Annotated in this window: 22 protein-coding genes and 1 tRNA gene; 10 read left to right on the top strand and 13 right to left on the bottom strand. The window is 71.1% G+C overall.

Going from position 1 to position 25,784, the window contains the following annotated elements; all coding sequences use genetic code 11:
• Positions 1–15 precede the first annotated feature (15 nt).
• The 5 genes from V7Z97_RS06205 to V7Z97_RS06185 all read left to right on the top strand — a co-directional run bounded on the left by V7Z97_RS06205 (position 16) and on the right by V7Z97_RS06185 (position 8,457).
• Positions 16–1,311, top strand: coding sequence for a spinster family MFS transporter (locus V7Z97_RS06205; RefSeq protein WP_334162143.1), 1,296 nt, complete (start codon positions 16–18; stop codon positions 1,309–1,311).
• Positions 1,308–2,939 carry a carboxylesterase/lipase family protein gene (locus V7Z97_RS06200; protein ID WP_334162142.1) on the top strand — a complete coding sequence of 544 codons (1,632 nt, stop codon included), beginning with the start codon at positions 1,308–1,310 and terminating at the stop codon, positions 2,937–2,939. The genes V7Z97_RS06205 and V7Z97_RS06200 overlap by 4 nt, the downstream gene beginning before the upstream one ends.
• Entirely contained in the window at positions 2,936–4,537 is a 1,602-nt protein-coding gene (locus tag V7Z97_RS06195) for a long-chain-fatty-acid--CoA ligase (protein ID WP_334162140.1), read from the top strand. Before V7Z97_RS06200 ends, V7Z97_RS06195 begins: the two co-directional genes overlap by 4 nt.
• A 91-nt stretch (positions 4,538–4,628) precedes the next feature.
• Entirely contained in the window at positions 4,629–5,264 is a 636-nt protein-coding gene (locus V7Z97_RS06190) for a TetR/AcrR family transcriptional regulator (RefSeq protein WP_442958018.1), read from the top strand.
• 163 nt (positions 5,265–5,427) lie between these two features.
• A complete protein-coding gene (locus tag V7Z97_RS06185; RefSeq protein ID WP_334162138.1) occupies positions 5,428–8,457 on the top strand; it encodes a TonB-dependent receptor domain-containing protein in 3,030 nt (1,009 codons plus the stop codon).
• 52 nt (positions 8,458–8,509) lie between these two features.
• On the opposite strand, the gene V7Z97_RS06180 is transcribed toward V7Z97_RS06185, so the two are convergent.
• The gene (locus V7Z97_RS06180) at positions 8,510–9,523 is read right to left on the bottom strand and encodes a serine hydrolase domain-containing protein (protein ID WP_334162136.1); all 1,014 of its coding nucleotides are present in this window, start codon (positions 9,521–9,523) and stop codon (positions 8,510–8,512) included.
• 107 nt (positions 9,524–9,630) lie between these two features.
• Here V7Z97_RS06180 and V7Z97_RS06175 point away from each other — a divergent pair, with 107 nt between their 5' ends.
• From V7Z97_RS06175 to V7Z97_RS06160, 4 genes are all read left to right on the top strand, one after another.
• A complete protein-coding gene (locus V7Z97_RS06175) occupies positions 9,631–10,956 on the top strand; it encodes a hypothetical protein (RefSeq protein WP_334162134.1) in 1,326 nt (441 codons plus the stop codon).
• A 52-nt stretch (positions 10,957–11,008) separates the two neighbouring features.
• Complete coding sequence (locus tag V7Z97_RS06170) at positions 11,009–11,644, top strand: TetR/AcrR family transcriptional regulator (RefSeq protein ID WP_442958017.1); 636 nt, start codon at positions 11,009–11,011, stop codon at positions 11,642–11,644.
• Between the two features lie 75 nt (positions 11,645–11,719).
• The gene (locus V7Z97_RS06165) at positions 11,720–12,613 is read left to right on the top strand and encodes an SDR family NAD(P)-dependent oxidoreductase (RefSeq protein ID WP_334162130.1); all 894 of its coding nucleotides are present in this window, start codon (positions 11,720–11,722) and stop codon (positions 12,611–12,613) included.
• A gap of 173 nt (positions 12,614–12,786) precedes the next feature.
• Positions 12,787–14,415, top strand: coding sequence for an ABC-F family ATP-binding cassette domain-containing protein (locus V7Z97_RS06160; protein WP_334162129.1), 1,629 nt, complete (start codon positions 12,787–12,789; stop codon positions 14,413–14,415).
• A 5-nt stretch (positions 14,416–14,420) separates the two neighbouring features.
• On the opposite strand, the gene V7Z97_RS06155 is transcribed toward V7Z97_RS06160, so the two are convergent.
• A tRNA-Arg gene (locus V7Z97_RS06155) sits at positions 14,421–14,497 on the bottom strand.
• A gap of 81 nt (positions 14,498–14,578) precedes the next feature.
• Here V7Z97_RS06155 and V7Z97_RS06150 point away from each other — a divergent pair.
• A complete protein-coding gene (locus tag V7Z97_RS06150) occupies positions 14,579–15,865 on the top strand; it encodes a dicarboxylate/amino acid:cation symporter (RefSeq protein ID WP_334162160.1) in 1,287 nt (428 codons plus the stop codon).
• Between the two features lie 60 nt (positions 15,866–15,925).
• On the opposite strand, the gene V7Z97_RS06145 is transcribed toward V7Z97_RS06150, so the two are convergent.
• The 11 genes from V7Z97_RS06145 to V7Z97_RS06095 form a co-directional block, all read right to left on the bottom strand.
• On the bottom strand, positions 15,926–16,435 hold the full coding sequence (locus V7Z97_RS06145; RefSeq protein ID WP_334162128.1) for a CarD family transcriptional regulator: 510 nt from the start codon (positions 16,433–16,435) through the stop codon (positions 15,926–15,928).
• Positions 16,436–16,739: 304 nt separating this feature from the next.
• Positions 16,740–17,081 carry a ferredoxin FdxA gene (gene fdxA / locus V7Z97_RS06140; protein ID WP_334162126.1) on the bottom strand — a complete coding sequence of 114 codons (342 nt, stop codon included), beginning with the start codon at positions 17,079–17,081 and terminating at the stop codon, positions 16,740–16,742.
• Positions 17,082–17,205: 124 nt separating this feature from the next.
• Entirely contained in the window at positions 17,206–17,625 is a 420-nt protein-coding gene (locus V7Z97_RS06135; protein WP_334162124.1) for a DUF805 domain-containing protein, read from the bottom strand.
• Positions 17,626–17,648: 23 nt separating this feature from the next.
• Positions 17,649–17,942: an RNA-binding S4 domain-containing protein gene (locus tag V7Z97_RS06130; protein WP_334162122.1), complete on the bottom strand. Its 294-nt coding sequence runs from the start codon at positions 17,940–17,942 to the stop codon at positions 17,649–17,651.
• Positions 17,939–20,515 carry a helicase-related protein gene (locus tag V7Z97_RS06125; RefSeq protein WP_334162120.1) on the bottom strand — a complete coding sequence of 859 codons (2,577 nt, stop codon included), beginning with the start codon at positions 20,513–20,515 and terminating at the stop codon, positions 17,939–17,941. Before V7Z97_RS06125 ends, V7Z97_RS06130 begins: the two co-directional genes overlap by 4 nt.
• Positions 20,516–20,686: 171 nt before the next feature.
• Complete coding sequence (cdd, locus tag V7Z97_RS06120; protein WP_334162119.1) at positions 20,687–21,091, bottom strand: cytidine deaminase; 405 nt, start codon at positions 21,089–21,091, stop codon at positions 20,687–20,689.
• A gap of 67 nt (positions 21,092–21,158) precedes the next feature.
• Entirely contained in the window at positions 21,159–21,884 is a 726-nt protein-coding gene (locus V7Z97_RS06115) for a glutathione S-transferase (RefSeq protein WP_334162118.1), read from the bottom strand.
• A 21-nt stretch (positions 21,885–21,905) separates the two neighbouring features.
• Positions 21,906–23,039, bottom strand: a complete 1,134-nt coding sequence (locus tag V7Z97_RS06110; protein ID WP_334162116.1) for an ABC transporter permease — start codon at positions 23,037–23,039, stop codon at positions 21,906–21,908.
• Positions 23,036–23,953: an ABC transporter ATP-binding protein gene (locus V7Z97_RS06105; protein WP_334162114.1), complete on the bottom strand. Its 918-nt coding sequence runs from the start codon at positions 23,951–23,953 to the stop codon at positions 23,036–23,038. Before V7Z97_RS06105 ends, V7Z97_RS06110 begins: the two co-directional genes overlap by 4 nt.
• A complete protein-coding gene (locus V7Z97_RS06100) occupies positions 23,950–24,915 on the bottom strand; it encodes an HlyD family secretion protein (RefSeq protein WP_334162112.1) in 966 nt (321 codons plus the stop codon). Before V7Z97_RS06100 ends, V7Z97_RS06105 begins: the two co-directional genes overlap by 4 nt.
• On the bottom strand, positions 24,912–25,541 hold the full coding sequence (locus tag V7Z97_RS06095) for a TetR/AcrR family transcriptional regulator (protein WP_334162111.1): 630 nt from the start codon (positions 25,539–25,541) through the stop codon (positions 24,912–24,914). The genes V7Z97_RS06100 and V7Z97_RS06095 overlap by 4 nt, the downstream gene beginning before the upstream one ends.
• Between the last annotated feature and the right edge of the window lie 243 nt (positions 25,542–25,784).

Raw genomic sequence — 25,784 nt, 5'->3', positions numbered from 1 at the left:
GGGATGGGCGCCGCCGTGGACTCCCTCCAGGCCGACCGCGGCGTGCGCCCCCTCAAGGGCGCATGGCCGACGCTCGCGATCCTCTGCTTCGTCTATGTGCTGAACTTCCTGGACCGGCAGCTCCTGTCGATCCTCGCCAAGCCGATCCAGGACGACCTGGGCGTCACCGATGGCCAGCTCGGCCTGATCAGCGGGCTCTACTTCGCGCTCTTCTACTGCCTGATCTCGATCCCGGTCGGCTGGCTGGCCGACCGGACGAACCGGGTGCGGGTGCTCGCCTTCGCCTGCGGCCTCTGGAGCGCCGCCACCGTCGCCTGCGGCCTCTCGGCCAACTATCCGCAGCTGGTGCTGGCGCGGATGACCGTGGGCGTGGGCGAGGCGGGGGGCGTGCCGCCGTCCTACGCCATCATCACCGACTACTTCCCGCCCGGCCAGCGTGGCACCGCGCTCGGCCTGTTCAACCTCGGCCCGCCGATCGGCCAGGCGCTGGGCGTCGCCTTCGGGGCGGCGATCGCGGCGGCCTACAGCTGGCGCGCGGCCTTCATCCTCCTGGGCTCGGTGGGGATCGTCACCGCCCTGGTCGTGCTGGCGCGCGTGCGCGAGCCTGAGCGCGGCGGCCTGGATCGCGCCGCCGGCCTGGCGCCCAAGGTCCAGCCGGGCCCGGCCGCGTTCTGGCCCACCGTGCGCATGTTCTTCTCGACGCCGTCGCTGCTGCTCGTCGCCCTGGCCAGCGCGGCGACCCAGATCATCACCTACGGCGCGGGCAATTTCACGACCCTGTTCCTGATGCGCGAAAAGGGCATGACCCTGCAGGACGTCTCCCTGTGGTATGCCCTGGTCGTCGCGGTCGGCATGGGCGGGGGGATCTTCGTCTCCGGCCGCGTGATCGACCGGTTCACCCGCCGCTCCCGGGTGGCCTACGCCGCGGTCCCCGCCGCCTCGCTGGCGCTGGCTGTCCTGCCCTTCCTGGCCTTTGTCTGGGCGCCGACCTGGCCGCTGGCGCTGGTCTTCCTGCTGGGGCCGACCTTCCTCAACTACTTCTACCTCTCCTCGGCCGTGGCGCTTGTTCAGGAGGAGGTGGCCCCCGAGCAGCGCGTGCTCTCCGGCGCCCTGTTGCTGCTGGTGATGAACCTGGTCGGCATGGGCGTGGGGCCCACCTTCGTCGGCATGGTCAGCGACGCGGTGAGGGGCAGCTATCCGGAGAACTCACTCCAGGTCGCCTTCTATGCCCTGACCCCGATGTACGCCGTGGCGGTGGGGCTGTTCATAGCGCTCGCGCGGGTGCTGAGCCGGGAAGAGGCGAGGGCATGAGGGCCGGACCGGCCCTCCTCCTCGCGCTGATCCTCGGCGCGGGCTCGGCCGCCGCCCGGCCGGCGCCGGTGGTCCAGGCGCCTGCCGGGGCGGTGAAGGGCGAGACGACCCCGGGCCTGAACGTCTTCAAGGGAATCCCCTACGCCGCGCCGCCCACCGGCCAGCGTCGCTGGCGGCCCCCGGCGCCGCTCGCACCCTGGGCGGGCGTGCGCGAGGCGACGGACTTCGGCCCCGCCTGCCTGCAGCCGCGAATGCCCCCCGGCGGCATCTACGCCAGCGAGCTGCCGCAGCTCAGCGAGGACTGCCTGACGCTGAACGTCTGGGCGCCGAAGGACGCCCGTGGCGCGCCGGTGATGGTTTGGATCCACGGCGGTTCGCTCACCACCGGCTCCAGCCGCGAAAGCATGTACGACGGCGCGGCGCTGGCCCGCCGTGGCGTCGTGGTGGTGTCCATCAACTACCGTCTGGGCGTGCTCGGCTATCTCGCCCATCCGGAGCTCAGCGCCGAGAGTCCCGACGGGGTCTCCGGCAACTACGGCCTCCTCGACCAGATCGCCGCCCTGACCTGGGTGAAGCGCAACATCGCGGCCTTCGGGGGAAACCCCGCCGAGGTCACCGTCGCTGGCGAGTCCGCGGGGGCCCTTAGCGTCATGTACCTGATGGCCTCGCCCCTGGCGCGCGGCCTCTTCTCGAAGGCGATCTTGCAGAGCGCCTACATGATCTCGACGCCGGAGCTGAAGGCGAAGCGGTTCGGCATGGAGCCCGCGGAGGCGGCCGGGGTGCGGCTGTCCGCGCAGCTCGGCGCCGCCGACCTCGCCGCCCTGCGCGCGATGAGCGCGCTAGAGCTGGCCGACAAGGCGCCCAAGGCCGGGTTCGCCGCGTTCGGGGCGGTGGACGGCAAGGTCCTGCCCCGCCAGCTCGTCGAGACCTTCGACCGTGGCGAGCAGGCGCCCGTGCCGGTGCTCGCCGGCTTCAACGAGGGCGAGATCCGCTCGCTGCGGCGGCTGGCCCCGCCCACGCCGGCGAGCGCGGGAGCCTACGAGCGGGAGATTCGCGCCCGCTACGGTGACCTCGCCGACGAATTCCTGCGGCTGTATCCGGCCAGCGACCTGGGCGAGAGCGTGATCGCCACGACGCGCGACGCCCTGTACGGCTGGACCGCCGAGCGCCTGGCGGCGAAGCAGACCGCCCTCGGCAAGCCGGCCTTCCTCTACCTGTTCGACCACGGCTATCCGGCCGCGGACGACAAGGCCCTGCACGCCTTCCACGCCGCCGAGATCCCCTATGTCTTCGGCACGGCCGACCGGACCCCCGCCGGCTGGCCGAAGCCGCCGGCGTCCAGCGCCGAGACGAAGATGGGCGAGGCGATCCAGGGCTACTGGGCCGCCTTCGTGAAGACCGGGACGCCGGGTGCGCCTGGACAGCCCGCCTGGGCCCCCTACGGCGCCGAGCACGCCTACATGGCCTTCGAGGAGGCGCCCCGCGCCGGGCGAGGCCTGATGCCGGGCATGTACGAACTGAACGAGGCGGTGGTGCAGCGCCGCCGCGCCCAGGGCGACACGCCCTGGAACTGGAACGTCGGCGTCGTCTCGCCGCCGCTGCCGCCTGAGAGTCCGGAGCGCCGATGATCGACGGAGCCATGCAGCCCTTCGCGCTGACGCTCGACAAGTTCCTGGAGCACGCCGCCAAATGGCATCCCCGCGCCGAGGTGGTGACCGCCCGCGACGGCGGCCGCGCGGACCGGATCGGCTATGCGGACCTTCAGGATCGCAGCCGGCGCGTGTCGGCCGTCCTCCACGAGCTCGGCGTGCGCGGCGGCGACCGGGTGGCCACCCTCGCGTGGAACACCCAGGCGCATGTGGAGGCCTGGTACGCCATCATGGGCATGGGGGCGGTGTGCCATACGCTGAACCCCCGGCTCACCGCCGCCCAGCTCGCCTGGATGGTGGAGCGTTCCGGCGCGCGCATCCTGATCGCCGGCGCCGACCTCGTGAGCCTGGCGCGCGAGATCGCCGCCAGCGCGCCCCTGGTCGACCAGATCCTGGTGATCGACGGCGAGGCCGCGGACGTCGCGGGCGGTCCGGCCATATCGGCGCTGGAGCCGCTGGTCGCGGGCGCCGAGTCGCGCCTGCCCTGGGGCGGCTTCGACGAGAACGCGCCCTCCGGACTCTGCTTCACCTCCGGCACCACCGGCCCGCCGAAGGGCGTCACCTACACCCACCGGGCAAGCTTCCTGCACACGCTGCGCGCCCTGCAGGCCGACGGGATGGCAATCTCCGGCGCCGACGCGGTGCTGACCGTGGTCCCGATGTTCCATGCCAGCGCCTGGGGCCTGCCGTTCGCCGCGCCGGCGGTGGGGGCGAAGCTGGTGCTGCCCGGCCGCCAGGCCGACGGGGAAAGCCTCGCCCGGCTGATCCGGTCCGAGGGCGTGACGGTCGCGGTCGGCGTGCCCACGGTCTGGCTGGGGCTGGTGGAGCATGTCGAGGCCAAGGGCGGCGAGCTGCCGTCCCTGAAACGCATCATGGTGGGCGGGGCCCCCATGCCGCCGGCCCTGATGGAGCGGCTCGAGCGCCGCCTGGGCGTCGTCGTGCAGACGACCTGGGGCATGACCGAGCTCTCGCCCTCCGGCACGGTCACGCCGGCCACCGATCCCGAACGCGTGGCCAGCCAGTCGGGCCGCCCCGCCGTGGGCGTCGACCTGCTGATCACCGACGCCGACGGCCGGCCGCTGCCGGAGCAGCGCGGCGTCGAGGGGCGCCTGCGGGTCCGCGGCGCGGCGGTGGTCGAGCGCTACTTCGGGGAGACCGAACCGGCCACCGACGCCGACGGCTGGTTCGACACCGGCGACCTCGCGCGGATCGACGAGGACGGCAACCTCAGCATCACCGGCCGGGCCAAGGATCTGATCAAGTCCGGCGGCGAGTGGATCAATCCCGCCGAGATCGAGGCGGTGGTCAGCGCCCTGCCGGAGGTCTCGCTCGCCGCCGTCATCGGCCGCTCCGACCCCAAGTGGGGCGAGCGTCCCGTCCTGCTGGTCGAGCTGCGCGACCGAGAGGCGCTGAGTGACGAGGCGCTGCTGGCTCCGCTGCGGACAAGGGTGGCCCCGTGGTGGGTGCCCGACGAGGTGGTCCGCCTCGACCAGATGCCGCTGGCTTCCACCGGCAAGATCGACAAGCTGCGGCTGCGCGCCGAGTATGGCGGGGAGGCGGCCGGTCCCTCGGCTTGACGCCCGCCGGGCCTGGACCGAAAGAGTGCGCGTGCCTGAGAGTGTGAACCCCCGTCGCAGTCGGAAGAAGGCGGAGCAGCGCGCCTATTCGATGGAGCAGATCCTCGATGCGGCGGAGGAGCTGTTCTCGAAGCACGGGCTGTATGGGGTGACGCTGAAGGACGTGGCGCAGCGGGTTGGGGTGCACCACACGCTGCTGAACTATTATTTCGCGGACAAGAAGACGCTGTTCGACGCGGTGTTCGCGAGGCGTGCGGTGGTGACCAGCGAGCGGCGGATGAAGGCGCTGGACGAGTACGACGCGGCGACGGGGGGCAAGCCGACGGTGGAGGGGGCGCTGCACGCCTTCCTGGACACCGACCTCGACCTCTACATCCAGGGCGGGCCGGGCTGGAAGAACTACGGGGCGCTGGGTGCGCTGGTGTCCAACACGCCGGAGTGGGGCGCCGAGCTGATGGACGAGCACTTCGATCCTGTGGTGCTTCGGCTGATCGGGCTTTTGAAGAAGGCGCTGCCGGACTGCGCGGAAGAGGACATCTTCTGGGGCTACCACTTCGTCACGGGCGCCCTGATGGTGACGCTGGCCCGCACGGGCCGGATCGACAAGCTGTCGGGCGGGGTGTGCAAGTCGGAGGACTTCGTGGCCATCAAGCAGCGCATGGCCCGGTTCATGGCCGCCGGCTTCCTCGAGATCTGCGACGGCCGAAAAAAGGCCCGCGCGGGCTGAGCCCGCCCGCCTCCATACTCCCGATCCTGCAGGCGTGACGCCGCCGTCCGTCGGCGGCGCAAAAAACATTCACCTGCGTGTGAATCTGCGTTTGACGAACCGCGGTGTCTGAATAAACATTCACTCACACAAGAGTGAGCATCAAGCTCACGGGGAGGGAATGATGAAGTCCGCGTTCAACAGCGCGTCGGCCGCTGCGATCATCGTCTGCCTCGCGGCCAGCGCATCGCCGGCCCTCGGCCAGGAGGCCGCCGGCCAGGTCGAGGAGGTGGTGGTCACCGGCTCACTTATCCGCGGCACGCCCGAGGACGCGGCGCTGCCGGTGGAGGTGTTCACCCAGGAGGAGCTGGAGGCTCGGGGGTCTCCGACGGCCCTGGAGTTCGCCAAGAGCCTGACCATCTCAGGCCCGACGACGGGCGAGTCCTATTACTTCGGCGGGCCCGCGCTCACCGGCTCGGTGCAGTACAACCTGCGCGGCCTCGGGTCCGACAAGACGCTGATCCTGCTGAACGGCCGGCGGATGGATCCGAACACCTCGAACATCCCCTCGATCGCCATCGCCCGGACCGAGATCCTGAAGGACGGCGGGGCGGTGACCTACGGCGCCGACGCCACCGGCGGGGTGGTGAACTTCATCACCCGCGACCGGTTCGTGGGCCTCGAGACCCAGGCCCAGTACAAGTACATCGACGGGTCCAAGGGCGACTATTCGCTCGGCGTGCTGGCCGGCATCGGCGAGGACCGGGTGAATTTCCTGTGGTCGCTGGAGTACGAGCACCGCTCGCGCCTGCACGCCCTGGAGCGCGGCTTCACCCGCGATTCGCTGGATCCCACCCGCCCCGGCTACAACCCCGCGCCCTGGTCGACGCTCACCAACCTGGCCGGATGGCAGCCGCGCGGCGCGCTGCCGGCCGTGCCGAGCGCCACCGCGAACGGCGAGTTCGGCCTGCCGGTGGGCGGCATCGTCTCAGACTTCACCCAGGCGAGCTGCGCCGCCGTGGGCGGTCGCTACGACAACAATTTCACCTGCGCCTACAACTACATCCCCTACTACAACCTGGTCGAGAACACAGACACCTACCGGGCCTACGCCCAACTCAACGCCGACCTCACCGACGACATGCGGTTCCACTTCGACGTGTCGTACGCCCAGGTGACGGTGCCCGAGGTGATGGCCTCGCCGGCCCAGCCGATGGTCCGCGGCCCCGCCATGGCCACGGGCTCGGTCTTCCAGTTCTACGTGCCGATCACCAACCCCCATGCCGCCGCCTTCGCGGCTGCTAACGGGATCGCCGGCGCGCAGGGCTTCACACCGGTCACCTACCGGCTGCTGGGACATGGCGGCAACCACGCCCTCAGCGACAGCGGCTTCGGCGTGCCGGACAAGGTCGATAACCAGGTCTGGCGGGTCTCGGCGGGGCTGAAGGGCGAGTTCGGCGACTGGGCCGGCCCGGGCAAGGGCGTCGGCTACGACTTCGCCATGACCTACAACCAGTCGATCTCGTACAACACCCACCCGGACACCATCGGCTACCGCGTCCAGCAGGCGCTGAACGGCTTCGGCGGGCCAGCCTGCAACGCGCCGGACCTCGACCCCGCCCGGTTCGGCACCCAGAACCCGGCGGCGGCCGGCCAGAACGGCTGCCAGTGGTGGAACCCGTTCTCCACCGCCTTCAAGGACCAGCCGGTGCGGGGACTGGCGAACCCCAACTATGTGGCGGGCGCCGAGAATTCGCTCGAGCTGACGCGCTGGATGTTCAACCCCCGCGCCACGGAGACGGTCAGCCACAGCCTCACGGCCGACCTGGTGTTCGACGGACGCTTCGGCATCCGCCTGCCCGGCGGCGACGTCGGCTGGGCCGCAGGCGCCCAGGTGCGCACCTTCGAGAGCCGCGAGAACATCAACGACCCGATCTACAACGGCTCGATCCTGTGCGAATGGCCGCGCGGCACGACCAGCGCCAACGGCCCCGGCTCGCCCAACCTGGAAGCCAATCCGCTGCCGACCACGGACCCCAACTTCCGGGGCTGCACGCCCGACAACCCGGGCCCCTACGTGCTCTTCGCCACGAACCCGCCGGACTATGCGGACCGCCAGCAGTATTCCTTCTTCGGCGAACTGCAGATCCCGATCCTGGAGAACGTGAACCTCCAGGCCGCGGTGCGCCACGAGGAGTTCTCGGGCGGGCTGGGCGCCACCGTCTACAAGGCGGCCGGCAAGTGGAACGTGTTCGGCCCGCTGACCCTGCGCGGCTCCTACGGCACCAACTACCAGGCGCCGCCGATCGGGGTCATTCCCGGACAGGTGACCATCGCGGCGCGGAACTACACCATCGCCGGCAGCAACTGGCTGGGCGCGCAGTTCATCACCGACGAGGACCTGAAACCCGAGACGGCGAAATCCTGGAACGTGGGCGCCATCTGGCAGAGCCGCGGCTTCGCCGACGACCACAGCTTCCGCCTGATCGTCGACTACTACGACATCCGGACGAAGGACCAGATCGGCCAGATCGCCGATCCGAACCAGATCGCGAACCTCGTCTTCAACGGCGCCGGCGGCCGGACCACCACCTGCGACCCGTCCGTCCAGCCCCTCCTGCGGCGGGTCACCTTCAACAGCCCCTGCACGGTGGGCATGAGCGCGGTCGGCGCCTTCTCCTCGATCTCCACCCGCTACGGCAACGGTCCGGGCCAGACGACCAACGGCTTCGACATCCAGGCCGACTACGGCCTGCCCGTGGGGCCGGGGGACCTTTCGCTGGACCTGGCGGCCACCCGGATCACCGAGCTGAAGACCGGCCCCACCTCGCTGGACGGCGTGGTCGTCTCCACCGGCGACGACCGCCTGGGGATGCTGAACTTCGCCACCTTCGCCCAGGCCGCGCCGAAGTGGCGCGCCAACCTCGGCGCCAACTACCGCATGGGCGACCAGAACTTCCGTCTCGGGGTGAACTACGTCTCGGCGGTCGAGGACGAGCGCGCGGGCGTCCAGTACGGCGAGACGGGCGAGGCGTGGGTCACGGTGGACTTCACCTACCGGATCGCGCTCGGCGACGACCTGGCCCTCACCGCGACGGTGGCGAACATCCTCGATCGCGACCCGCCGCCCGCGCAGGAGGAGTTCGGCTATGACCCGTGGACGGGCAACCCGCTCGGACGGACCATCGAGGTGGGCGTCCGCAAGACCTTCTAGTTCCTTCCCGGGACCTCGCAGGCGGCTTCGGCCGCCTGTCTTTTTTCCGCTGTCAGTCGAGCGCCGCCGTCAGCTTGCGCCAAAGGGTCTCGTCGAAGTCCCGGTCCGGCGCGGCCTGCCCGAGGCGCACGACCAACAGGCGGCGGGACGGGACCACGTAGAGCTTGCGGTCCAGCGCCCCCAGCGCCGCCACCAGGTCGGCCGGTGCGGAGGGGATCAGCGGTCCTGCCACCCGCCTGGCCGGCGCGCGGACGGTGTGGTCTCCGCCGTTGAGCCACCACAGCCGGCCGTAGGCGGGGTTGGCCGGCGTCCGGCGGAACAGTTCGGCGAGGCGCGCCTCCGAGACGATCCGGCTCCCGTCGGCCGCGCGCCCGCCGTCGAGCACGAACTGGCCAAGCCGCGCGAGGTCGCCCGGCGTCGTCACCAGGCCCGTGGGGTTGCCGACGTCGCCGAAGACCGCGGGGCGGGGGCGCCAGGCGGTCTCGACCATGCCGGCGGGAGCGGTCAGCCACTCGCGGGTCAGGGCCTCCAGGGGGCGGCGCGCCGCCGCTTCCAGCAGGCGCTTGGTCACCGCATAGACCGGGGTGTTGTAGAAGAAGACCTCGCCGGGTGGAGCCTCGTAGCCGAAGGCCTCGTCGAGGCCGGAGGTCATGGTGAGCACGTCCGCCACCCGGATCCGCGTCTCCTGCGCGGCCGTGGCCTTCGACCAGCCCGCGCCGAGGTAGGCGGAGACCGGCCGCGCCGCGTCCAGCAGCCCCTTGTCGGCGGCGATGGCGCAGAGCACCGCCACGATACTCTTCTGCAGCGAGGCGACGTCCTCCAGCGGCTCGCCGGCGGCGGTCGTCCCGGGGGCGAAGGCCGCGCGGAACCGGGCGGCGTCGGCGGGCAGGGGCCAGTTGGCCCGGGCCAGCACCTGACGGTCGCGGACCACCAGGAAGCCGGTGGTCAGCTGGCCGCGAGCATAGTCCAGCACCTCCTGCAGGGCGGGCGAGGGGGCCGCCGAGGCCGGGCGGGGCGCGAACGGCAGCAGGGCGAACGTCAGGGCGGTCCTGCGGGTCTGTTCCATCTGCGTTGCGCCTCCAGGAAATCCCTCGCCCGCGGCGCGGCGGGCGTGCGAACCTTAACTCGCCGGCGAATGAATATCGGCCGGCGACGCTGACGGCGACCTTGAAGATGCAAAGACCTCCGGAGCCCTCCCATCCCTCGCGGCGGACCCTCGTCGCCGCCTCCGGCGCGCTGGGGCTCGCCGCCGCGGCCCCCGCGGCGCGCGCGGCCGCGCAGCCCGGCGAAGACGCCGCCTGGCTGCAGGCGGTGCTGGAACGCTTCGCCGGCTTCGGCGGCAAGGCGTCGGGCGGTCCGGGCGACGAGGCCAGCGGCGCCTGGCTGGAGGACGAGCTGCGCGGCGCCGGCTACGCCTGCCGGCGACAGGCCTTCGAGGTGCCGTTCCTCGATCCACGGCGGGTGACGCTGGCCGCGGACGACTCCCGCGCCGACCTCATCGCCCACGTCCTGGGGCCGGTAACGGGGGCCGCCGGGGTCTCCGGCCCCCTGCGGCTCGCCGCCGCCGGCGGCGACCTCTCCGGCGCGATCGCCCTTGTGACCCTGCCGCACAAGCGCTGGGTCACCCTGGTGGATCCGATGGCCGCCCAGCCGCTGGAGGAGGCGCTCCGCCGCGGCGCCGCGGCTGCCGTCCTCGTCACGACCGGCCCCACCGGCGAGGCCATCGCGCTCAATGTGAGCCCGCACCGCCCGGGGCCGGCCCGACCGGTGGCGATCCTCGCGCCCAAGGACGCCGCCCCCTTCCTCGCCGCGGCGGCGGAGGGGCGTCCCGCCACCCTGACGGTCGACGCCGACGTCGGGCGCCGACCGGCCTGGAACCTCATCGCGCGCCTGGACCGGCAGGCGCCGAAGACGCTCGTCATCTCCACGCCGCGGTCCGGCTGGTTCGGCTGCGCGGCCGAGCGCGGTTCGGGCCTCGCCGTCTGGCTGTCGCTGGCCCGCTGGCTGGCCGGAGCGGATCCCGGCGTGAACGTGGAGCTCGTCTGCACGAGCGGCCACGAGTTCGAGTACCTGGGCGGCGAGCACTATCTCGAGCACGCGGCGCCGCGGCCCGAGGCGACGGCCCTCTGGGTCCACGTGGGCGCGAGCACGGCCGCGCGCGACTGGCACGAGTTCGGCCGGCTGCGGCCCCTGCCCAGCGCCGACCCTCAGCGGGTGCTGACCGCCACGCGCGACGTCATTGACCGCGTGCGGCCGGCGTTCGCGGGCGTCACGGGCCTGGAGGCCGTCCTGGAGGCGACCGCCGCCACCGCCGGGGGCGAGATGACCAATGTGCTGAAGGCGGGCTACGCCACCGCGATCGGCCAGTACGGCGTGCACCGCTACTTCCACACCCGGGCCGACGACTTGGGCTGCACCTCCGGCGAACTGGTCCGGCCGGTCGCGGCGGCCTTCCGGGCGGGGATCAACGCCTGCCTGACGGAGGCGCCGCGTGCCTGAGAGTGTGAACCCCCGTCGTAGTCGGAAGAAGGCGGAGCAGCGCGCCTATTCGATGGAGCAGATCCTCGATGCGGCGGAGGAGCTGTTCTCGAAGCACGGGCTGTATGGGGTGACGCTGAAGGACGTGGCGCAGCGGGTTGGGGTGCACCACACGCTGCTGAACTATTATTTCGCGGACAAGAAGACGCTGTTCGACGCGGTGTTCGCGAGGCGTGCGGTGGTGACCAGCGAGCGGCGGATGAAGGCGCTGGACGAGTACGACGCGGCGACGGGGGGCAAGCCGACGGTGGAGGGGGCGCTGCACGCCTTCCTGGACACCGACCTCGACCTCTACATCCAGGGCGGGCCGGGCTGGAAGAACTACGGGGCGCTGGGTGCGCTGGTGTCCAACACGCCGGAGTGGGGCGCCGAGCTGATGGACGAGCACTTCGATCCTGTGGTGCTTCGGCTGATCGGGCTTTTGAAGAAGGCGCTGCCGGACTGCGCGGAAGAGGACATCTTCTGGGGCTACCACTTCGTCACGGGCGCCCTGATGGTGACGCTGGCCCGCACGGGCCGGATCGACAAGCTGTCGGGCGGGGTGTGCAAGTCGGAGGACTTCGTGGCCATCAAGCAGCGCATGGCCCGGTTCATGGCCGCCGGCTTCCTCGAGATCTGCGACGGCCGAAAGAAGGCCCGCGACATCTGACGGCGCCCTCCCATTGATATTCACTCGCGAGTTAGTGAATATACCTTCGCCATAAGGACGAGGGGGAGGCGCGCAATGTCGCTGGAAGGTCGAGTCGCAATCGTCACGGGGGCCGGGGGCGGTCTCGGCCGCGCGCACGCGCTCTACCTCGCCGCTCGGGGCGCGCGGGTGGTGGTCAACGACCTCGCCCAGGAGGCCGCCGATCGGGTGGCGCTGGAGATCGTGGCGGCCGGCGGCGAGGCCATCGCCATCGCCGCCTCGGTGACCGACGAGGCGGCTGTCGACGTCATGGTCGAGCGGGTGATGGAGGCCTGGGGCCGGGTGGACATCCTGGTCAACAACGCCGGCATCCTGCGCGACAGGACCTTCGCCAAGATGAGCCTCGACGACTTCCGCCTGGTGGTCGACGTCCACCTGATGGGCGCGGCGGTCTGCTCCAAGGCGGTGTGGGAGATCATGCGCCAGCAGGGCTACGGCCGCATCGTCATGACCACCTCGTCGTCCGGCCTCTACGGCAACTTCGGCCAGGCGAACTACGGCGCGGCCAAGATGGCGCTGGTGGGCCTGATGCAGACGCTGGCCATCGAAGGCGCCAAGTACGGGGTGCGGGTGAACTGCCTGGCGCCCACCGCGGCCACCCAGATGACCCACGGCGTTCTCTCCGAGGAGAGCCTGGCGCGCCTCGGCCCGTCGCTGGTCAGCCCGGGCCTGCTGGCCCTGGTGGGCGACGACGCGCCGACCCGCGCGATCCTGTGCGCCGGCGCCGGCCACTTCGCCACCGCCCACGTCACCCTGAGCCACGGCCGCTACGTGGGCGCAGGCTCCGACGCCGGCGAGCAGGTGGTCGCCCACTGGGCCGAGATCGCCGACCGCTCAGGCGATATCGTCCCGGCCTACGGCTTCACCCAGGCCGAGCGCGAGCTGGCCAGCGCCGGCCTCTCGACCGACGTGGCCGTGACCCAGCGCTGAGCGGGCGCTCAGGCTACGACGAACCAGCCCCTGCCGGTGGACGACGACCGAGGCGGTCAAACCGCAATGTGAGGGTGCGGACGGCGTCGGCCGGCGTTCGGGCCCATGGTGGGACAAGACGCCCGTGGGCCGAGGCTGGTGTTCTCGCCGGCCGCGGGCTAGCAGACCGCCCGATGATCCGCCTCGACAACATCTCCAAGCAGAACGGCCACCAGATCCTGTTCATCGAGGCCTCGATGGGCGTCCAGAAGGGCGAGAAGGTCGGGCTCGTCGGCCCGAACGGCGCCGGCAAGACAACGCTGTTCCGCATGATCACGGGGCAGGAGCAGCCCGACGACGGACTGGCCGTGATCGATCCCGGCATGACCATCGGCTACTTCAGCCAGGACGTCGGCGAGATGTCGGGCCAGAGCGCCGTCGCCGCGGTAATGGACGGCGTCGGCCCCGTCAGCGCGCTGGCCGCGGAGATGGCCGAGCTCGAAGCGGCCATGGTCGATCCGGCTCGGGCGGACGAGCTGGACGCCATCATCGAATGCTATGGCGAGGTGCAGGAGCGTTTCCAGGAGCTGGACGGCTATGCGCTGGAAGCCCGCGCCCGCGAGGTGCTGGCGGGCCTGAGCTTCAGCCAGGAGCGGATGGACGGCGACGTCGGCCTCCTGTCCGGCGGCTGGAAGATGCGCGTGGCGCTGGCCCGCATCCTGCTCATGCGGCCCGACGGCATGCTGCTGGACGAGCCCAGCAACCACCTCGACCTGGAAAGCCTGATCTGGCTGGAGGCCTTCCTCAAGACCTACGACGGCGCGCTGCTGATGACCTCGCACGACCGCGCCTTCATGAACCGGATCATCGGCAAGGTGGTGGAGATCGACGCCGGCTCGCTGATCACCTACTCCGGCGACCTCGACTTCTACGATCAGCAGCGCGCGCTCAGCGAGCAGCAGCGCCAGGCGCAGTACGAGCGCCAGCAGGCCATGCTGGCCAAGGAGATCAAGTTCATCGAGAAGTTCAAGGCGCGCGCCAGCCACGCCGCCCAGGTCCAGAGCCGGGTGAAGAAGCTCGACAAGATCGAGCGGGTCGAGGCGCCGCGCCGCCGCCAGACGGTCCAGTTCGAGTTCCGCAGCCCGCCGCGTTCGGGCGAAGACGTGATCAGCCTGCGCAACGTCCACAAGGGGTATGGAGACCAGCCGATCTATGACGGCCTCGACTTCCTCGTGCGCCGCAAGGAACGCTGGTGCGTGCTGGGCGCCAACGGCGCCGGCAAGTCGACCCTGCTGAAGCTCGTGGCCGGCGCCACCGCCCCCGACCGTGGCGTGGTCAACATCGGGGCCAGCGTCCGGATGGGCTATTTCGCCCAGCACTCCATGGATCTGCTCGACGGCGAGGAGACGATCTTCGAAACCCTCGACAGCGCTTTCCCCCACGCCGGTCAGGGCGCGCTACGGACGCTGGCCGGCTGCTTCGGCTTCTCCGGCGACGACGTCGAAAAGCCGTGCCGCGTCCTGTCCGGCGGCGAGAAGGCGCGCCTGGTGATGGCCAGGATGCTGTTCGATCCGCCGAACCTGCTGGTGCTCGACGAGCCGACCAACCACCTCGACATGGCCACCAAGGAGATGCTGGTCCAGGCCCTGGCGGACTTCGAGGGCACCATGCTGTTCGTCAGCCACGACCGCCATTTCCTGGCGGCCCTGTCGAACCGCGTGCTGGAGCTGACGCCCGAAGGCGTCCACCAGTACGGCGGCGGCTATACGGAGTATGTCGCCCGCACCGGGCAGGAGGCGCCGGGGCTGCACCCCGGCGCATAGGAGCGTGGCGGCCCGGGAGGGACTCGAACCCCCGACCTTGGCTTTAGGAAAGCCCTGCTCTATCCGGCTGAGCTACCGGGCCACGCGAGGCGCGTGATAGCCTAAGCGGGCAGGCGTGCAAACGCCGAGAAGGGGGAGCGGCGGTTTGGGATTCCTGCGTCACCTGCGCGTGCTCTACGTCCAGGTGCTGATCGCTGTCGTCCTCGGCATGGCCGTGGGCGCGCTGTGGCCCACCTTCGGGGCTTCGCTGAAGCCGCTGGGCGACGCCTTCATCAAGCTGATCAAGATGGCCGTGGCGCCGGTGATCTTCTGCACCGTGGCGGCCGGGATCACCCGCATGGGCGACATGAAGGCCTTCGGCCGGCTGGGCGCCCGGACCCTGATCTATTTCGAGGTGGTCTCCACCTTCGCCCTGGTGGTGGGCCTGGTCGTGGGCCGCGCCCTGCAGCCCGGCCGCGGCTTCAACGTCGATCCCGCGACCCTCGACCCGAGCGTGGCCGCCGGCTACGCGAAGAAGGCGGCGGAGGGCGAGGGGCTCGTCGACTACCTGCTGCACCTGATCCCGGACGCCTTCGTGGGCGCCTTCGCCAGCGGCGACCTGCTGCAGGTGCTGGTCATCGCCATCCTCACCGGCTTCGCCTGCAACCGGATGGGCGAGTTCGGCGACCGCGTCGCCAATGTCCTGGAGGACATCTCCAAGGTGTTCTTCGGCATCATCGGGGTGGTGGTGCGGCTGGCCCCCATCGGCGCCTTCGGTGCCATGGCCTTCACCATCGGCCGCTACGGCCTGGACGCGCTGGTCAACCTCGGCGCCCTGATCGCCACCTTCTATGCGACCAGCCTGATCTTCGTGCTGGTGGTGCTGGGCGGCATCGCGGCGCTGGCCGGCTTCTCGATCCTGAAGTTCATCCGCTACATCCGCGAGGAGCTGCTGATCGTGCTGGGCACCTCCTCGTCGGAGTCCGTGCTGCCGCAGATGATGCTGAAGCTCCAGCGGCTGGGGGCCGGGAAGGGCACCGTCGGCCTGGTGATCCCCACCGGCTACAGCTTCAATCTCGACGGCACCAACATCTACATGACCCTGGCGACCCTGTTCCTGGCGCAGGCCACGAACACGCCGCTGTCGCTGACCCAGGAGCTGACCCTGCTGGGCGTGGCCATGCTCACGTCCAAGGGCGCCAGCGGGGTCACCGGGGCAGGCTTCATCACTCTGGCCGCCACCCTGGCGGTGATCCCCGACCTGCCGATCGCCGCGCTCGCCCTGCTGGTGGGCGTGGACCGGTTCATGAGCGAGTGCCGGGCCCTGACCAACCTGGTGGGCAACGGCGTCGCCACCCTGGTCATCGCCCGCTGGGAGGGCGACCTCGACCGCGAGGTGCTGCGCGAGGAACTGGCCCGCGGGCCCGGCGAGACCGCCGCGCCGGTCCTCGCCGGCGCAGAAGCCGACTAGGGGAATACGAAAACGCCCGCCGTTTCCGGCGGGCGTCTCGGGTCTGGTCTGTCGGCGGCCTTAGGCGGCGACCGCCTTGACCAGCGACTTGTTGAGGATGCCGATGGCCGCCTCGCGGTCGATGCGCTCGATGGCGGCGACCTCGCGGGCCATGCGGTCCAGCGCGCTCTCGTAGAGCTGGCGCTCGGAGTAGGACTGCTCCGGCTGGTTCTCGGCGCGGTGCAGGTCGCGCACCACCTCGGCGATCGAGATCAGGTCGCCGGAATTGATCTTGGCCTCGTACTCCTGCGCGCGGCGCGACCACATGGTCCGCTTCACCCGGGCGCGGCCCTTCAGGGTCGTCAGGGCCTGGGAGACCACATTGGTCTCGGCCAGCGGGCGCAGGCCCGCGGTTTTCGCCTTGGCGGTGGGAACGCGGAGCGTCATCTTCTCATGGTCGAAGGTGATGACGTAGACCTCAAGCTTCAGACCGGCGACTTCCTGGGTTTCGATCCCCTGCACCTGACCCACGCCATGGGCCGGGTAGACGACGTGATCGCCAACCGAGAAATCATGACCGTTCTTGCTCATCGCGAACCCTCTTCGAAAACCTGTTCGACCCTGTCGACGCCTTGACGTGGCGGCATCCGACCAAGCGAAAAGGCCACGCTCCGCGCAGTGACGGCGGCGGCTTCATCGGCTGGACGGAAAAGTAGACCTCTTAAGACACCCTTCGCCTCTTCCCGGGATGTCCGCCGGGACGGCTGTTCTTCAGGAAGACGAGCAGGGGCAAAGCCTCTTCGCCACGTCTTTGATGACGATAACACAAAAACAAGCCGAATGAAAGGCTTGCGCCGGCGGCGCAGCCGTAGGTCCGGTCAGGACCGGCCCAGCTTCAGGAACCGCGGCCCGGTTTTTCGGAGAAGTGCTTCTCCAGCTTGCCGGTCACCCGCTCCCATTCCTCGGCGTCCGCGGGCGGCGTGCCCTTCACCGTGATGTTGGGCCAGATCCGCGAATACTCGGAGTTGATCCGCAACCACTTGCCGTCGGGATCGTCCTCGGTGTCCGGCTTGATGGCGTCGACCGGGCACTCGGGCTCGCAGACGCCGCAGTCGATGCACTCGTCCGGATTGATCGCCAGGAAGTTCTCGCCCTCGTAGAAGCAGTCGACCGGACAGACCTCCACACAGTCCATGAACTTACATTTGATGCAGGGATCCATCACGATGTAGGTCATGGCGGAACAGAGAACTCCGGGCCGATGGTGAAGGCGGGCGGGTTTTCGGAGCCCGGCGGCGCAAAGTCAATGCCGCGGGGACCCATCCCACGCTCAGGATTTCTGGAAGCGCGGATAGGGGCGCCTAGCTGAACGTCTGCGCTACATCGGCGCGCCCGGGCGGAGGACCAAAGCGGTTCTCGAACGGCTGACCGGGGAGGGCCCCTATCCAGACCAGCGGAACGAGGATGACCGCCAGGGACACGACGGCAAGCGCTGTCGCTCCGCCCAGTCCGAACGCCAGGGCGCTGGCCACGGCCTGCCAGAACAGGATCGCCGGGGCCCACCAGCCCGTCCGGCCGAGATCGTGAAACCGCCGGATCCAGAACACCATCAGCAGGCCAGCGATGATCCCGCCGCCGTACTCCAGCCCGAGCATTCCCGCAGCGACGACGACCGCCAGGAGGACGCCAACAGAGATCCAGTACTCTCTCCGATTGGCGCGCCCAGCCAGCCAGCTCTGGGGCTTCTCTGTACGGTTCACCGGCTGAACGGGATCGGTCATGCGCCCCTCCGCACCGGAACGTATTAGGAACTCTCCGCCGCGTCCAGCGAGGAGTAGAGCGTGCGGGCCTCGGCCGGTGGGCCGCGGCGCTCGCCCAGGGCCTCCACCTGCACGGCGATGAGGCGGCCGCCCACGGCGAACACCAGCCGGTCCCCGGGCTTGACGGTGCGCGAGGACTTGTCGAGGCGCACCTCGGTCTGGCCCTGGCGGGTGAGGCGCACGCGGCCCTCGTCGACGAACTTCGCCGAGAGGGATCGCGTCTTGAAGAAGCGCGTACGCCAGAGCCAGACGTCGATGCGGCAGGCGTCCTCGCTCATCCCGTGGCGCTCCGCGCCGCGCGCGGCTTGCGGCGCCGGCGGGGGCGTCGCTGGGTCTCGGTCGCCTGGGGCAGGGGCGCCGGCTGGGCCTTCAGGGCGGCGAGCGCGGCAAAGGGTGAATGCGGCCGGGCCGTTTCGACCGCGGCGACGGACTGGCGATCGCCGCGGCGGCGCCAGGCGATGGGCTGGCCATCCTTCGGCTTGTTGACCGGCGCGAAGCCCAGGCCGCGCAGGATATCCTTGGCCTCGCCCTCGCTCCAGCCGAGCTCGTCGCGGGCCTGGTCGGTCAGCACCGCCCCGCCCCCGAGCTTCGGCCCCTCGCGCAGCAGCTCGTCCAGCCGCTCCAGCTGCTCGACGGGCACGCCCCGCTCGCGCACCGCGCGCAGCCCATAGGCCGAGAGGGTGCGGGCCGGCGGGACGGGAAGGGGCAGGCGCACCAGTCCTTCGGCGGGTTTCCAGTCCGGCGTCTCGCGCGCCGCATAGGCCTGGGCGAGCGAGCGGGCCTGAGGCTTCAGCAGCGCCGGCATGAAGATCGAGAACGCGCCCAGCTTTACGCCGAGGCCGCGCAACGCACGCCGCTCCACCTGGCTGAGCTGCCGGGCCTCCTGGCGCACCGCGCCGCGGTCCAGGACGCCGCCGTTCTCCACCAGGCGGTAGGCGATGCCCCGGGCCAGGCCCTTGATCTTACCGTCGGCGATCGCCGCCTCCAGCCGGCGCAGGGCGCCCAGCCTGCGGGCCGCCTCGCCAGCCGCGAAGGCCTCCAGCCGCCGCGCCGCCCGCTGGCGGGCTGGATCGGGGCCCAGCTCGCCGTAGAGCCGCACGCGCGGGCTGAACGGCTGTCCGCCGCTGATCGCGCCAGCCGCTTCGCCGCGCCACAGGAGCACGCCGTCGGGGGTGAGCGCGAAGGCCTCGTCGGGCTCGGCGGCGAGCTGCCCCAAGCGCCGGGCGATCTCGGGGCCCACGGCATGGGTGGCCGCCGCCCGCAGCGCCTTCTCCTCGAGCAGGGTCGCGCCCTGCGCGGCCTCGAACTGCACGCCGGTGAGCTTGCCGACATAATGGCCCTCGACCGTCACCGCCCCGTCGGCCGCGACGCCGGCCAGCATGTCCTCGCGCACCCGCAGGCCGCGCATCAGGGCGCTGGTCCGCCGGTCCACGAACCGGGCCATCAGCTTCTCGTGCAGGGTGTCGGAGAGCCGGTCCTCGAGCTGGCGGGTCTGGCCCTGCCAGGAGGCCGGGTCCTTCAGCCAGTCGGGCCGGTTGGCGACGTAGGCGAGCGTCCGGACGCTGGCCAGCCGGGCGGCCAGGGCGTCGATCTCCCCGTCCGTCCGGTCGAGGTGGGCGTACTGGCGGGCGATCCAGTCGTCGCTCATCCGTCCGCCCTTGCCGGTCAGCTGGAAGAAGAAGTCCTTCACCAGGCCCACGTGCTCGTCGAGGGCGACCTTCCGGAAGTCCGGCGTCTGGCAGACGTCCCACAGGCGCAGCACCGTGCCGCGGCCGCGCGCCCGGTCGGCGACATCGGGATCCTCGGCGAGCCGGCGCAGGGTGGTCTCGTCCAGCGCCTCGGCGGAGAGCTTCAGCCCCTCGCGTTCCGGCGTCCTGGCCAGCGACCGCATCAGGGCCGGCAGGCTGTCGAAGTCGAGCCTGTGGTTGCGCCACTCCGCGCCCGCCACCGGCTCGAACTGGTGGTGCTCGACGGCCGCGACGATCTCGGGATCCAGCTCCTCGGCCTCGCCGGTCACCCCGAACGTCCCGTCGCGCATGTAGCGCCCCGCGCGGCCGGCGATCTGGCCGATCTCCTGCGGATAAAGCCAGCGGGTGCGCTTGCCGTCGAACTTGCGCAGCCCTGCGAAGGCCACGTGGTCGACGTCCATGTTCAGGCCCATGCCGATGGCGTCGGTGGCCACCAGGAAGTCCACCTCGCCGGACTGGTAGAGCCCCACCTGGGCGTTGCGGGTCCGCGGGCTCAGCGAGCCCATGACCACCGCCGCCCCGCCCCGCTGGCGGCGGATCAGCTCGGCGATGGCGTAGACCTGGTCGGCCGAGAAGGCCACCACCGCCGAGCGCCTGGGCAGGCGCGTCAGCTTCTTGGAGCCCGCGTAGCTCAGGTTGGAGAACCGGTCGCGGCCGACGATCTCGGCGTGCGGCAGCAGCCGGCGGACCAGCGGCGCCATGGTCGCCGCGCCCAGCAGCATGGTCTCGCAGGTCCCCCGGGCGTGCAGCAGACGGTGGGTGAAGACGTGGCCCCGCTCCGGGTCGGCGCAGAGCTGGATCTCGTCCACCGCCAGGAACTCCACCTCGCGGGAGAGCGGCATCGCCTCGACCGTGCACACGAAGTAGTGCGGCCTCGGCGGGATGATCTTCTCCTCGCCGGTGATCAGCGCCACCGCCCGGGCCCCGCGCAGCTTGACGATGCGGTCGTAGATCTCCCGCGCCAGCAGCCGCAGCGGCAGGCCGATCATGCCCGAGGCGTGGCCCAGCATGCGTTCCACCGCCAGGTGGGTCTTGCCGGTGTTGGTCGGGCCAAGCACCGCGACCAGCCGCGGCGGGGCCGCGCCAGAGGGACGGTCGCTCATGGTGTGAAAATGGGGTTGGGCGGGGAGTCGGACAAGCGACGCCTTTGACGGGGCGACGGCAGGGCAGGGAACGCCTCGCGACCGGGCAACGCCTTTGAACTCCTACGCAAACACCTGCGCCGTGAAGGAGGACGCGCGAGCGGGTCCTCCGTTCCCGGAGCTGTCAAAAGGCTAGCCCCGCGGGTCTAGGCGGAACCCCAGTGGCAGCAGCTCCTCGATGGTGCGGCTGTCGGTCGAGCCGTCGGCGGCCACGGACACCACCTCGCAGCCGGACTGCGCGAACTCGAAGATCTTCTGCCGGCACCCGCCGCAGGGCCAGATCAGGCCCGGCAGGCTGGAGGCGACATAGATCCGGGCGATCGCCTTGCCGCCCTTCGTCACCATGTCGGAGATGGCGCTGGCCTCGGCGCAGACGCCCTGCGGATAGGCGGCGTTCTCCACATTGACCCCGGAGTGCAGCCGCCCGTCGGCGCCCTCCACCACGCAGGCCACGCGCACCCCGGAATAGGGCGCATGCGCATGAGGAAGGAGGCGGCGCAGCTCGTCGGCGACGGACGGAGCGGAGGGGGCGTTCATGGGGGCGGGCGCGTCCCTGGACGTTCGAGGGACGACGGAGACTAGCGCACGCGGCCGGCCCGTCCACTCACGATGGCTCGTCGAGCTCGGGATAGCGGCGGAAGATCCCTTCCTCGTTGAAGGGGATGCGCCGGTCGCTCGTCAGGTAGGCGGCGATCCGCGGCAGGGCCCGCACCCGCTCGGCCAGCTCGGCCAGGACGGGGGTCGCCTCCAGCGCCGCCGCCGTGGCCCGCGGGAAGGCGTAGCGCAGTCCCTCCACCACCTGGAAGGCGGAGAGGTCGGCGTAGGTGACCCTGTCCCCCACCAGCCAGCCGGAGCCGGCCGGATTGCGCGCCAGGACGGTCTCCAGCCAGCCCAGGAACTTCGGGATCCGCTCGCGCCGGAAGGCCTCGGCGCGGCGGGCCGCCTCCGGCTTCTGGTCCTCGTAGTAGAGGTCGACGCTGACCGGGTGGTGGGTGTCGTGGGCCTCGGCGACCAGGTCGGCGAGGGTGAGCTGGAGCTGGTGGGTCCACAGCCGCCCCGCCTCGTCGCCGGGCGCCAGGTCCAGCCGCGGGCCGAGGTAGAGCAGGATCGCCGCCGTCTGGCCGACCACCACCTCGCCGTCCTTCAGGTACGGCGGCGCGAACGGCGGGCGGACCGCGCCCTCGTCCTCCAGCCCCTCCAGCAGGGCGCGCATGCCCCTTCGCCCGTCCCGGCCGACGTCCACATAGTCCGCGCCGGCCTGCTCCAGCGCGAGCCGCACGAACTCGCCGCGTCCCTGGATGGTGGGCCAGTAGTAGAGCTCGTAGGCCATGCGGGGCCTCCCTCGCCGTTTCTAGTCCAGCGTGCGCCGGTAACGCGCGATGGCAAGGGCGGTGACCACGCAGACGAAGGCCAGCAGCGCGGCGAGCTCCGGCCACAGGTCTCCGAGCCCCTGGCCCTTCAACAGCACGCCGCGCACCACCCGCAGGAAATGGGTGACCGGGATCACCTGGCCGATCGCCTGGGCCCACTCCGGCATGCCGCGGAACGGGAACATGAAGCCCGACAGCAGGATCGAGGGCAGGATGTAGAAGACGCTCATCTGCATGGCCTGCAGCTGCGAGCGGGCCACGGTGGAGATCAGGAAGCCCAGCGCCAGCGAGCCCACGATGAACAGGCTGATGCCGATCTCCAGCGTCGGCGGCGCGCCCTGCATCGGCACCCCGAAGATGAAGCGGGCGAGCAGCAGGATCACCAGGGTCTGGATCATGCCCACCAGGACGTAGGGCGCGAGCTTGCCGATCATCACCTCCAGCGGCTCGAGCGGGGTGGCGAGCAGGCTCTCCATGGTGCCCCGCTCGGCCTCGCGGGTGACGCTGAGCGCGGTCATCATGACGAGCGTCATCGAGAGGATCACGCCCAGGAGGCCCGGCACGATGTTGTAGGAGGTGATGGCCTCCGGATTGTAGCGGTTGTGGACCACCACCTCGAACGGCGGCCTGGCCTGGGCCCGCGACCCGAGCGCGCCCTTCAGGTCGTGGGCCAGGGCCTGGGCCGGCAGGGCGGCCGCGGCGGCCACCGCGCCGCCGGTGGCCGTGGGGTCCGTGGCGTCGGCCTCGATCAGGATCTGGGCCTCGTCCCCGCGCGCCACGCGCCCGGTGAAGTCGCCCGGGATGGTCACGGCGAAGGTGATCTCGCCCTGCCGCAGCATCCGGTCCAGGTCCTCCGTCGAGCGGGCCTGCGCGACCAGGTCGAAGTAGGCGGAGTTCTGCAGGGCCCCCACGATCGAGCGGGCGAAGACGCTGTCCTCCTGCACCAGGACGGCGGTCGGCAGGTGGCGGGGCTGGGCGTTGATCGCGTAGCCGAACAGCAGGAGCTGGATCACCGGGATAGCCAGCATCATGGCGTAGGTCAGCCGGTCGCGGGTGAGCTGCTTGAACTCCTTGGCCATCACGGCCAGCACCCGGTTGGCGGAGAACCCCTTCATCGGAAATTGTCCTGGGCCTGGCCCATCAGGTGGATGAAGACGTCCTCCAGGGTGGGCTCCACCTCGCTCCACGCCCAGGGCGGCTTGCGCAGCGGCGCGATGGCGGCCTCCAGGGCGGACCTGTCCACCCCGCTCACGTGGAGGGCGGCCCCGAACGGGGCGACCGTCTCCACCCCCGGCTTGCCGGCCAGCTCCCGGGCGGCCTTGCCCACGTCGGGCCCCTCGCCGTGGAAGGTGGAGAGGCCGGACCCGGCCACCACCTCGTCGGCCGTGCCCCGGGCGATCAGCCGGCCGTAGGAGATGTAGGCGATCTCATGGCAGCGCTCGGCCTCGTCCATGTAGTGGGTGGAGACCAGCACGGTCAGGCCCTCTTCCGACAGCGCATGGATCTCGTCCCAGAAGGTCCGCCGGGCCTTGGGATCGACGCCGGCCGTGGGTTCGTCGAGCAGCAGGAGCCGGGGCTCGTGCAGGGTGGCCGTGGCCAGCGCCAGCCGCTGCTTCCAGCCCCCGGACAGCGTGCCGGCGAGCTGGTTGCGGCGTTCCGTCAGGCCCAGCCGCTCCAGCGCCCGGTCCACCCGCTCGCGCCGCCGGTCGAGGTCGTACACCCGGGCGGTGAACTGCAGGTTCTCGGCGATGGTCAGGTCCTCGTAGAGCGAGAACCGCTGGGTCATGTAGCCCGTGCGCCGCTTGATCTCGTCGGCCTCGCGGATGATGTCGAAGCCGAGGGCCGTGCCCGAGCCGGAATCCGGCGTCAGCAGCCCACAGAGCATCCGCAGCGTCGTCGTCTTGCCCGAGCCGTTGGGCCCCAGGAAGCCGCAGATCCGGCCCTGCGCCACGGCCATGTCGACGTCCTGGACGACGTGCTTGTCGCCAAAGCTCTTGTTGAGCCCATGGACGTCGATGGCCAGCGTCACCTGAGCGGCTCCACGTCCACCGGCTGGCCGGGGTTGAGGCGGGCCGAGGGACGGGCCTCCACGAGGTAGACCAGCCGATCGCGGGCGTCGCGGCTGTAGATCACCGGCGGGGTGAACTCGGGCCTTGGGCTCACATAGGCGATGGTGGCGGTCAGACCCGGTGGACACCCGTCGCAGGCGAAGCGCACCGTGCGGCCGGACCGGTAGGCGGCCAGGTTCTTCTGCGGCACGAAGAACCGCACCTTGATCCTCGCCTCGGGCAGGAGGGAGAGGACCGGCTGGTTTGCCGGCGCCCACTCGCCCTGCTGGAAGAAGACCTCCTCCACCCGCGCGTCGGCCGGGGCCGCGGGGGCCACGTCGGCCAGCCGCGCCGAGGCGCCGGAAAGCCCGGCCTGCGCCTGCCGCACGCGGGCGTCGGCGGCGCGCACCTGGTCCTCGCGGGCGCCCAGCGCGGCGGCGTCACGCTGACGCCGCGCCGACCGCGCCTGGGCGTCGGCGGCCTGGGCGGCGGCGCGGGCGTCGTCGAGCCGGGCCTGGGCGTAGATGCCCTGCCGCGCGAGCGTCTCCACCCGTCGGAGGCTGGCGTTCGCCTCCCGGGCGGCGGCCTCGGCGGCGGCGATGTTGGCCTCGAGGATGGCGAGCTCCACGGGCCGCTGGCCCTTGCGGGCGTCCTGCGCCTGCGCCTCGGCGGCGGCCACGTCGGCGGCGGCCTGCTCGGCCAGCGCCCGGGGCTGGGCCGGATCGACGACGAACAGCGGCTGACCGGCCTTCACCGCCTGGCCGCGGACCACGTGCATGGCCTTCACCGTCCCGGCCACCGGCGCGGCCAAGTAGAGCGGCTCGCCCTCGATGTAGCCGGTGAGCGTCTCCGCCCGGGTGAAGCGGGGCCGCAGGAGGAGGGCGGTGACGATGGCCACGGCCAGCAGCGCAAGCACGGCCACCAGCAGGCGTTGGTGGTTCATGGGGCGATCCCCCTCAGGTAGGTCTCCACGTGCTGGTCGAGCAGGGCGGGGATGTCGAAGCCGGGCGCCCCCACGGGCACGAAGGTCTCGCGCCAGATGACGCCGACCAGGAGCGGGGCGATGAGCTGCAGGGCGTAGATGCGCGGGTCGCCGGCCCGGACCTCGCCGCGCGCCTGGGCGGCCTCCACGGCCGCGGCGAAGGCGCCCAGCATGTGGGCCACCAGCTCGTCGTGCCAGATGCGGGCGAGCTCCGGGAAGTTGCGGGCCTCGCCGATGACCATCTTGGCCACTCCGCCGATCGGGGTGGTGTCGATCAGCCCGCCCACCAGCCCGGCCAGCGTGCGCACGAGGTCGGGGAAGGGGCCGGGATGGGCCGCGAGCATGGCCCGGGCCGCGGCCACGTTGGGGACGATGGCCCGCTCCACCACGGCCCGGAAGATGTCCTCCTTGGTCTCGAAGTAGAGGTAGACGGCCCCTTTGGAGACGCCGGCGCGGGCGGCGATCTCGTCCAGCCGGGCCGCCGCGAAGCCCTTCTCCGCGAACACCGCCATGGCGGCGCCGACGATCTCGCCGGGCCGGTCGGCCTTGCGGCGACGGAACTTGGGCGCGCCGGCGGGCAGCATCATTCCTCCTGATAACTGACCAGTCAGTTATTTAAGGCATGAGCTCAAGCTTGGCAACCGGCGTTCGGCGGGGCGGCCCGATGTCGCATCGCGCTTTGCGGGCGGCTGCCCATATTCCGCCCTGATGCCCCGGCAATACCGGGGCGTCCCCTCGACGGACCCGCGGCGTGAAGCGCCGCACGAAAAAAACCAGGCATCCGTGAGCCCTGAAGCCGGCGACATGTCCGGCGCGGCTCGCGTCACATC

Origin of the sequence: Phenylobacterium sp., from assembly GCF_036821595.1 — a bacterium.
Taxonomy (GTDB): domain Bacteria; phylum Pseudomonadota; class Alphaproteobacteria; order Caulobacterales; family Caulobacteraceae; genus Phenylobacterium.
This window is presented reverse-complemented; position numbering and strand designations above follow the sequence as displayed.

Coding starts and splice junctions, on each gene's coding strand:
- V7Z97_RS06200 (WP_334162142.1), top strand. CDS start 1,308: ATGAGGGCCGGACCGGCCCTCCTCCTCGCGCTGATCCTCGGCGCGGGC.
- V7Z97_RS06195 (WP_334162140.1), top strand. CDS start 2,936: ATGATCGACGGAGCCATGCAGCCCTTCGCGCTGACGCTCGACAAGTTC.
- V7Z97_RS06190 (WP_442958018.1), top strand. CDS start 4,629: ATGGAGCAGATCCTCGATGCGGCGGAGGAGCTGTTCTCGAAGCACGGG.
- V7Z97_RS06185 (WP_334162138.1), top strand. CDS start 5,428: ATGAAGTCCGCGTTCAACAGCGCGTCGGCCGCTGCGATCATCGTCTGC.
- V7Z97_RS06180 (WP_334162136.1), bottom strand. CDS start 9,523: ATGGAACAGACCCGCAGGACCGCCCTGACGTTCGCCCTGCTGCCGTTC.
- V7Z97_RS06175 (WP_334162134.1), top strand. CDS start 9,631: ATGCAAAGACCTCCGGAGCCCTCCCATCCCTCGCGGCGGACCCTCGTC.
- V7Z97_RS06170 (WP_442958017.1), top strand. CDS start 11,009: ATGGAGCAGATCCTCGATGCGGCGGAGGAGCTGTTCTCGAAGCACGGG.
- V7Z97_RS06165 (WP_334162130.1), top strand. CDS start 11,720: ATGTCGCTGGAAGGTCGAGTCGCAATCGTCACGGGGGCCGGGGGCGGT.
- V7Z97_RS06160 (WP_334162129.1), top strand. CDS start 12,787: ATGATCCGCCTCGACAACATCTCCAAGCAGAACGGCCACCAGATCCTG.
- V7Z97_RS06145 (WP_334162128.1), bottom strand. CDS start 16,435: ATGAGCAAGAACGGTCATGATTTCTCGGTTGGCGATCACGTCGTCTAC.
- fdxA (WP_334162126.1), bottom strand. CDS start 17,081: ATGACCTACATCGTGATGGATCCCTGCATCAAATGTAAGTTCATGGAC.
- V7Z97_RS06135 (WP_334162124.1), bottom strand. CDS start 17,625: ATGACCGATCCCGTTCAGCCGGTGAACCGTACAGAGAAGCCCCAGAGC.
- V7Z97_RS06130 (WP_334162122.1), bottom strand. CDS start 17,942: ATGAGCGAGGACGCCTGCCGCATCGACGTCTGGCTCTGGCGTACGCGC.
- V7Z97_RS06125 (WP_334162120.1), bottom strand. CDS start 20,515: ATGAGCGACCGTCCCTCTGGCGCGGCCCCGCCGCGGCTGGTCGCGGTG.
- cdd (WP_334162119.1), bottom strand. CDS start 21,091: ATGAACGCCCCCTCCGCTCCGTCCGTCGCCGACGAGCTGCGCCGCCTC.
- V7Z97_RS06115 (WP_334162118.1), bottom strand. CDS start 21,884: ATGGCCTACGAGCTCTACTACTGGCCCACCATCCAGGGACGCGGCGAG.
- V7Z97_RS06110 (WP_334162116.1), bottom strand. CDS start 23,039: ATGAAGGGGTTCTCCGCCAACCGGGTGCTGGCCGTGATGGCCAAGGAG.
- V7Z97_RS06100 (WP_334162112.1), bottom strand. CDS start 24,915: ATGAACCACCAACGCCTGCTGGTGGCCGTGCTTGCGCTGCTGGCCGTG.
- V7Z97_RS06095 (WP_334162111.1), bottom strand. CDS start 25,541: ATGATGCTGCCCGCCGGCGCGCCCAAGTTCCGTCGCCGCAAGGCCGAC.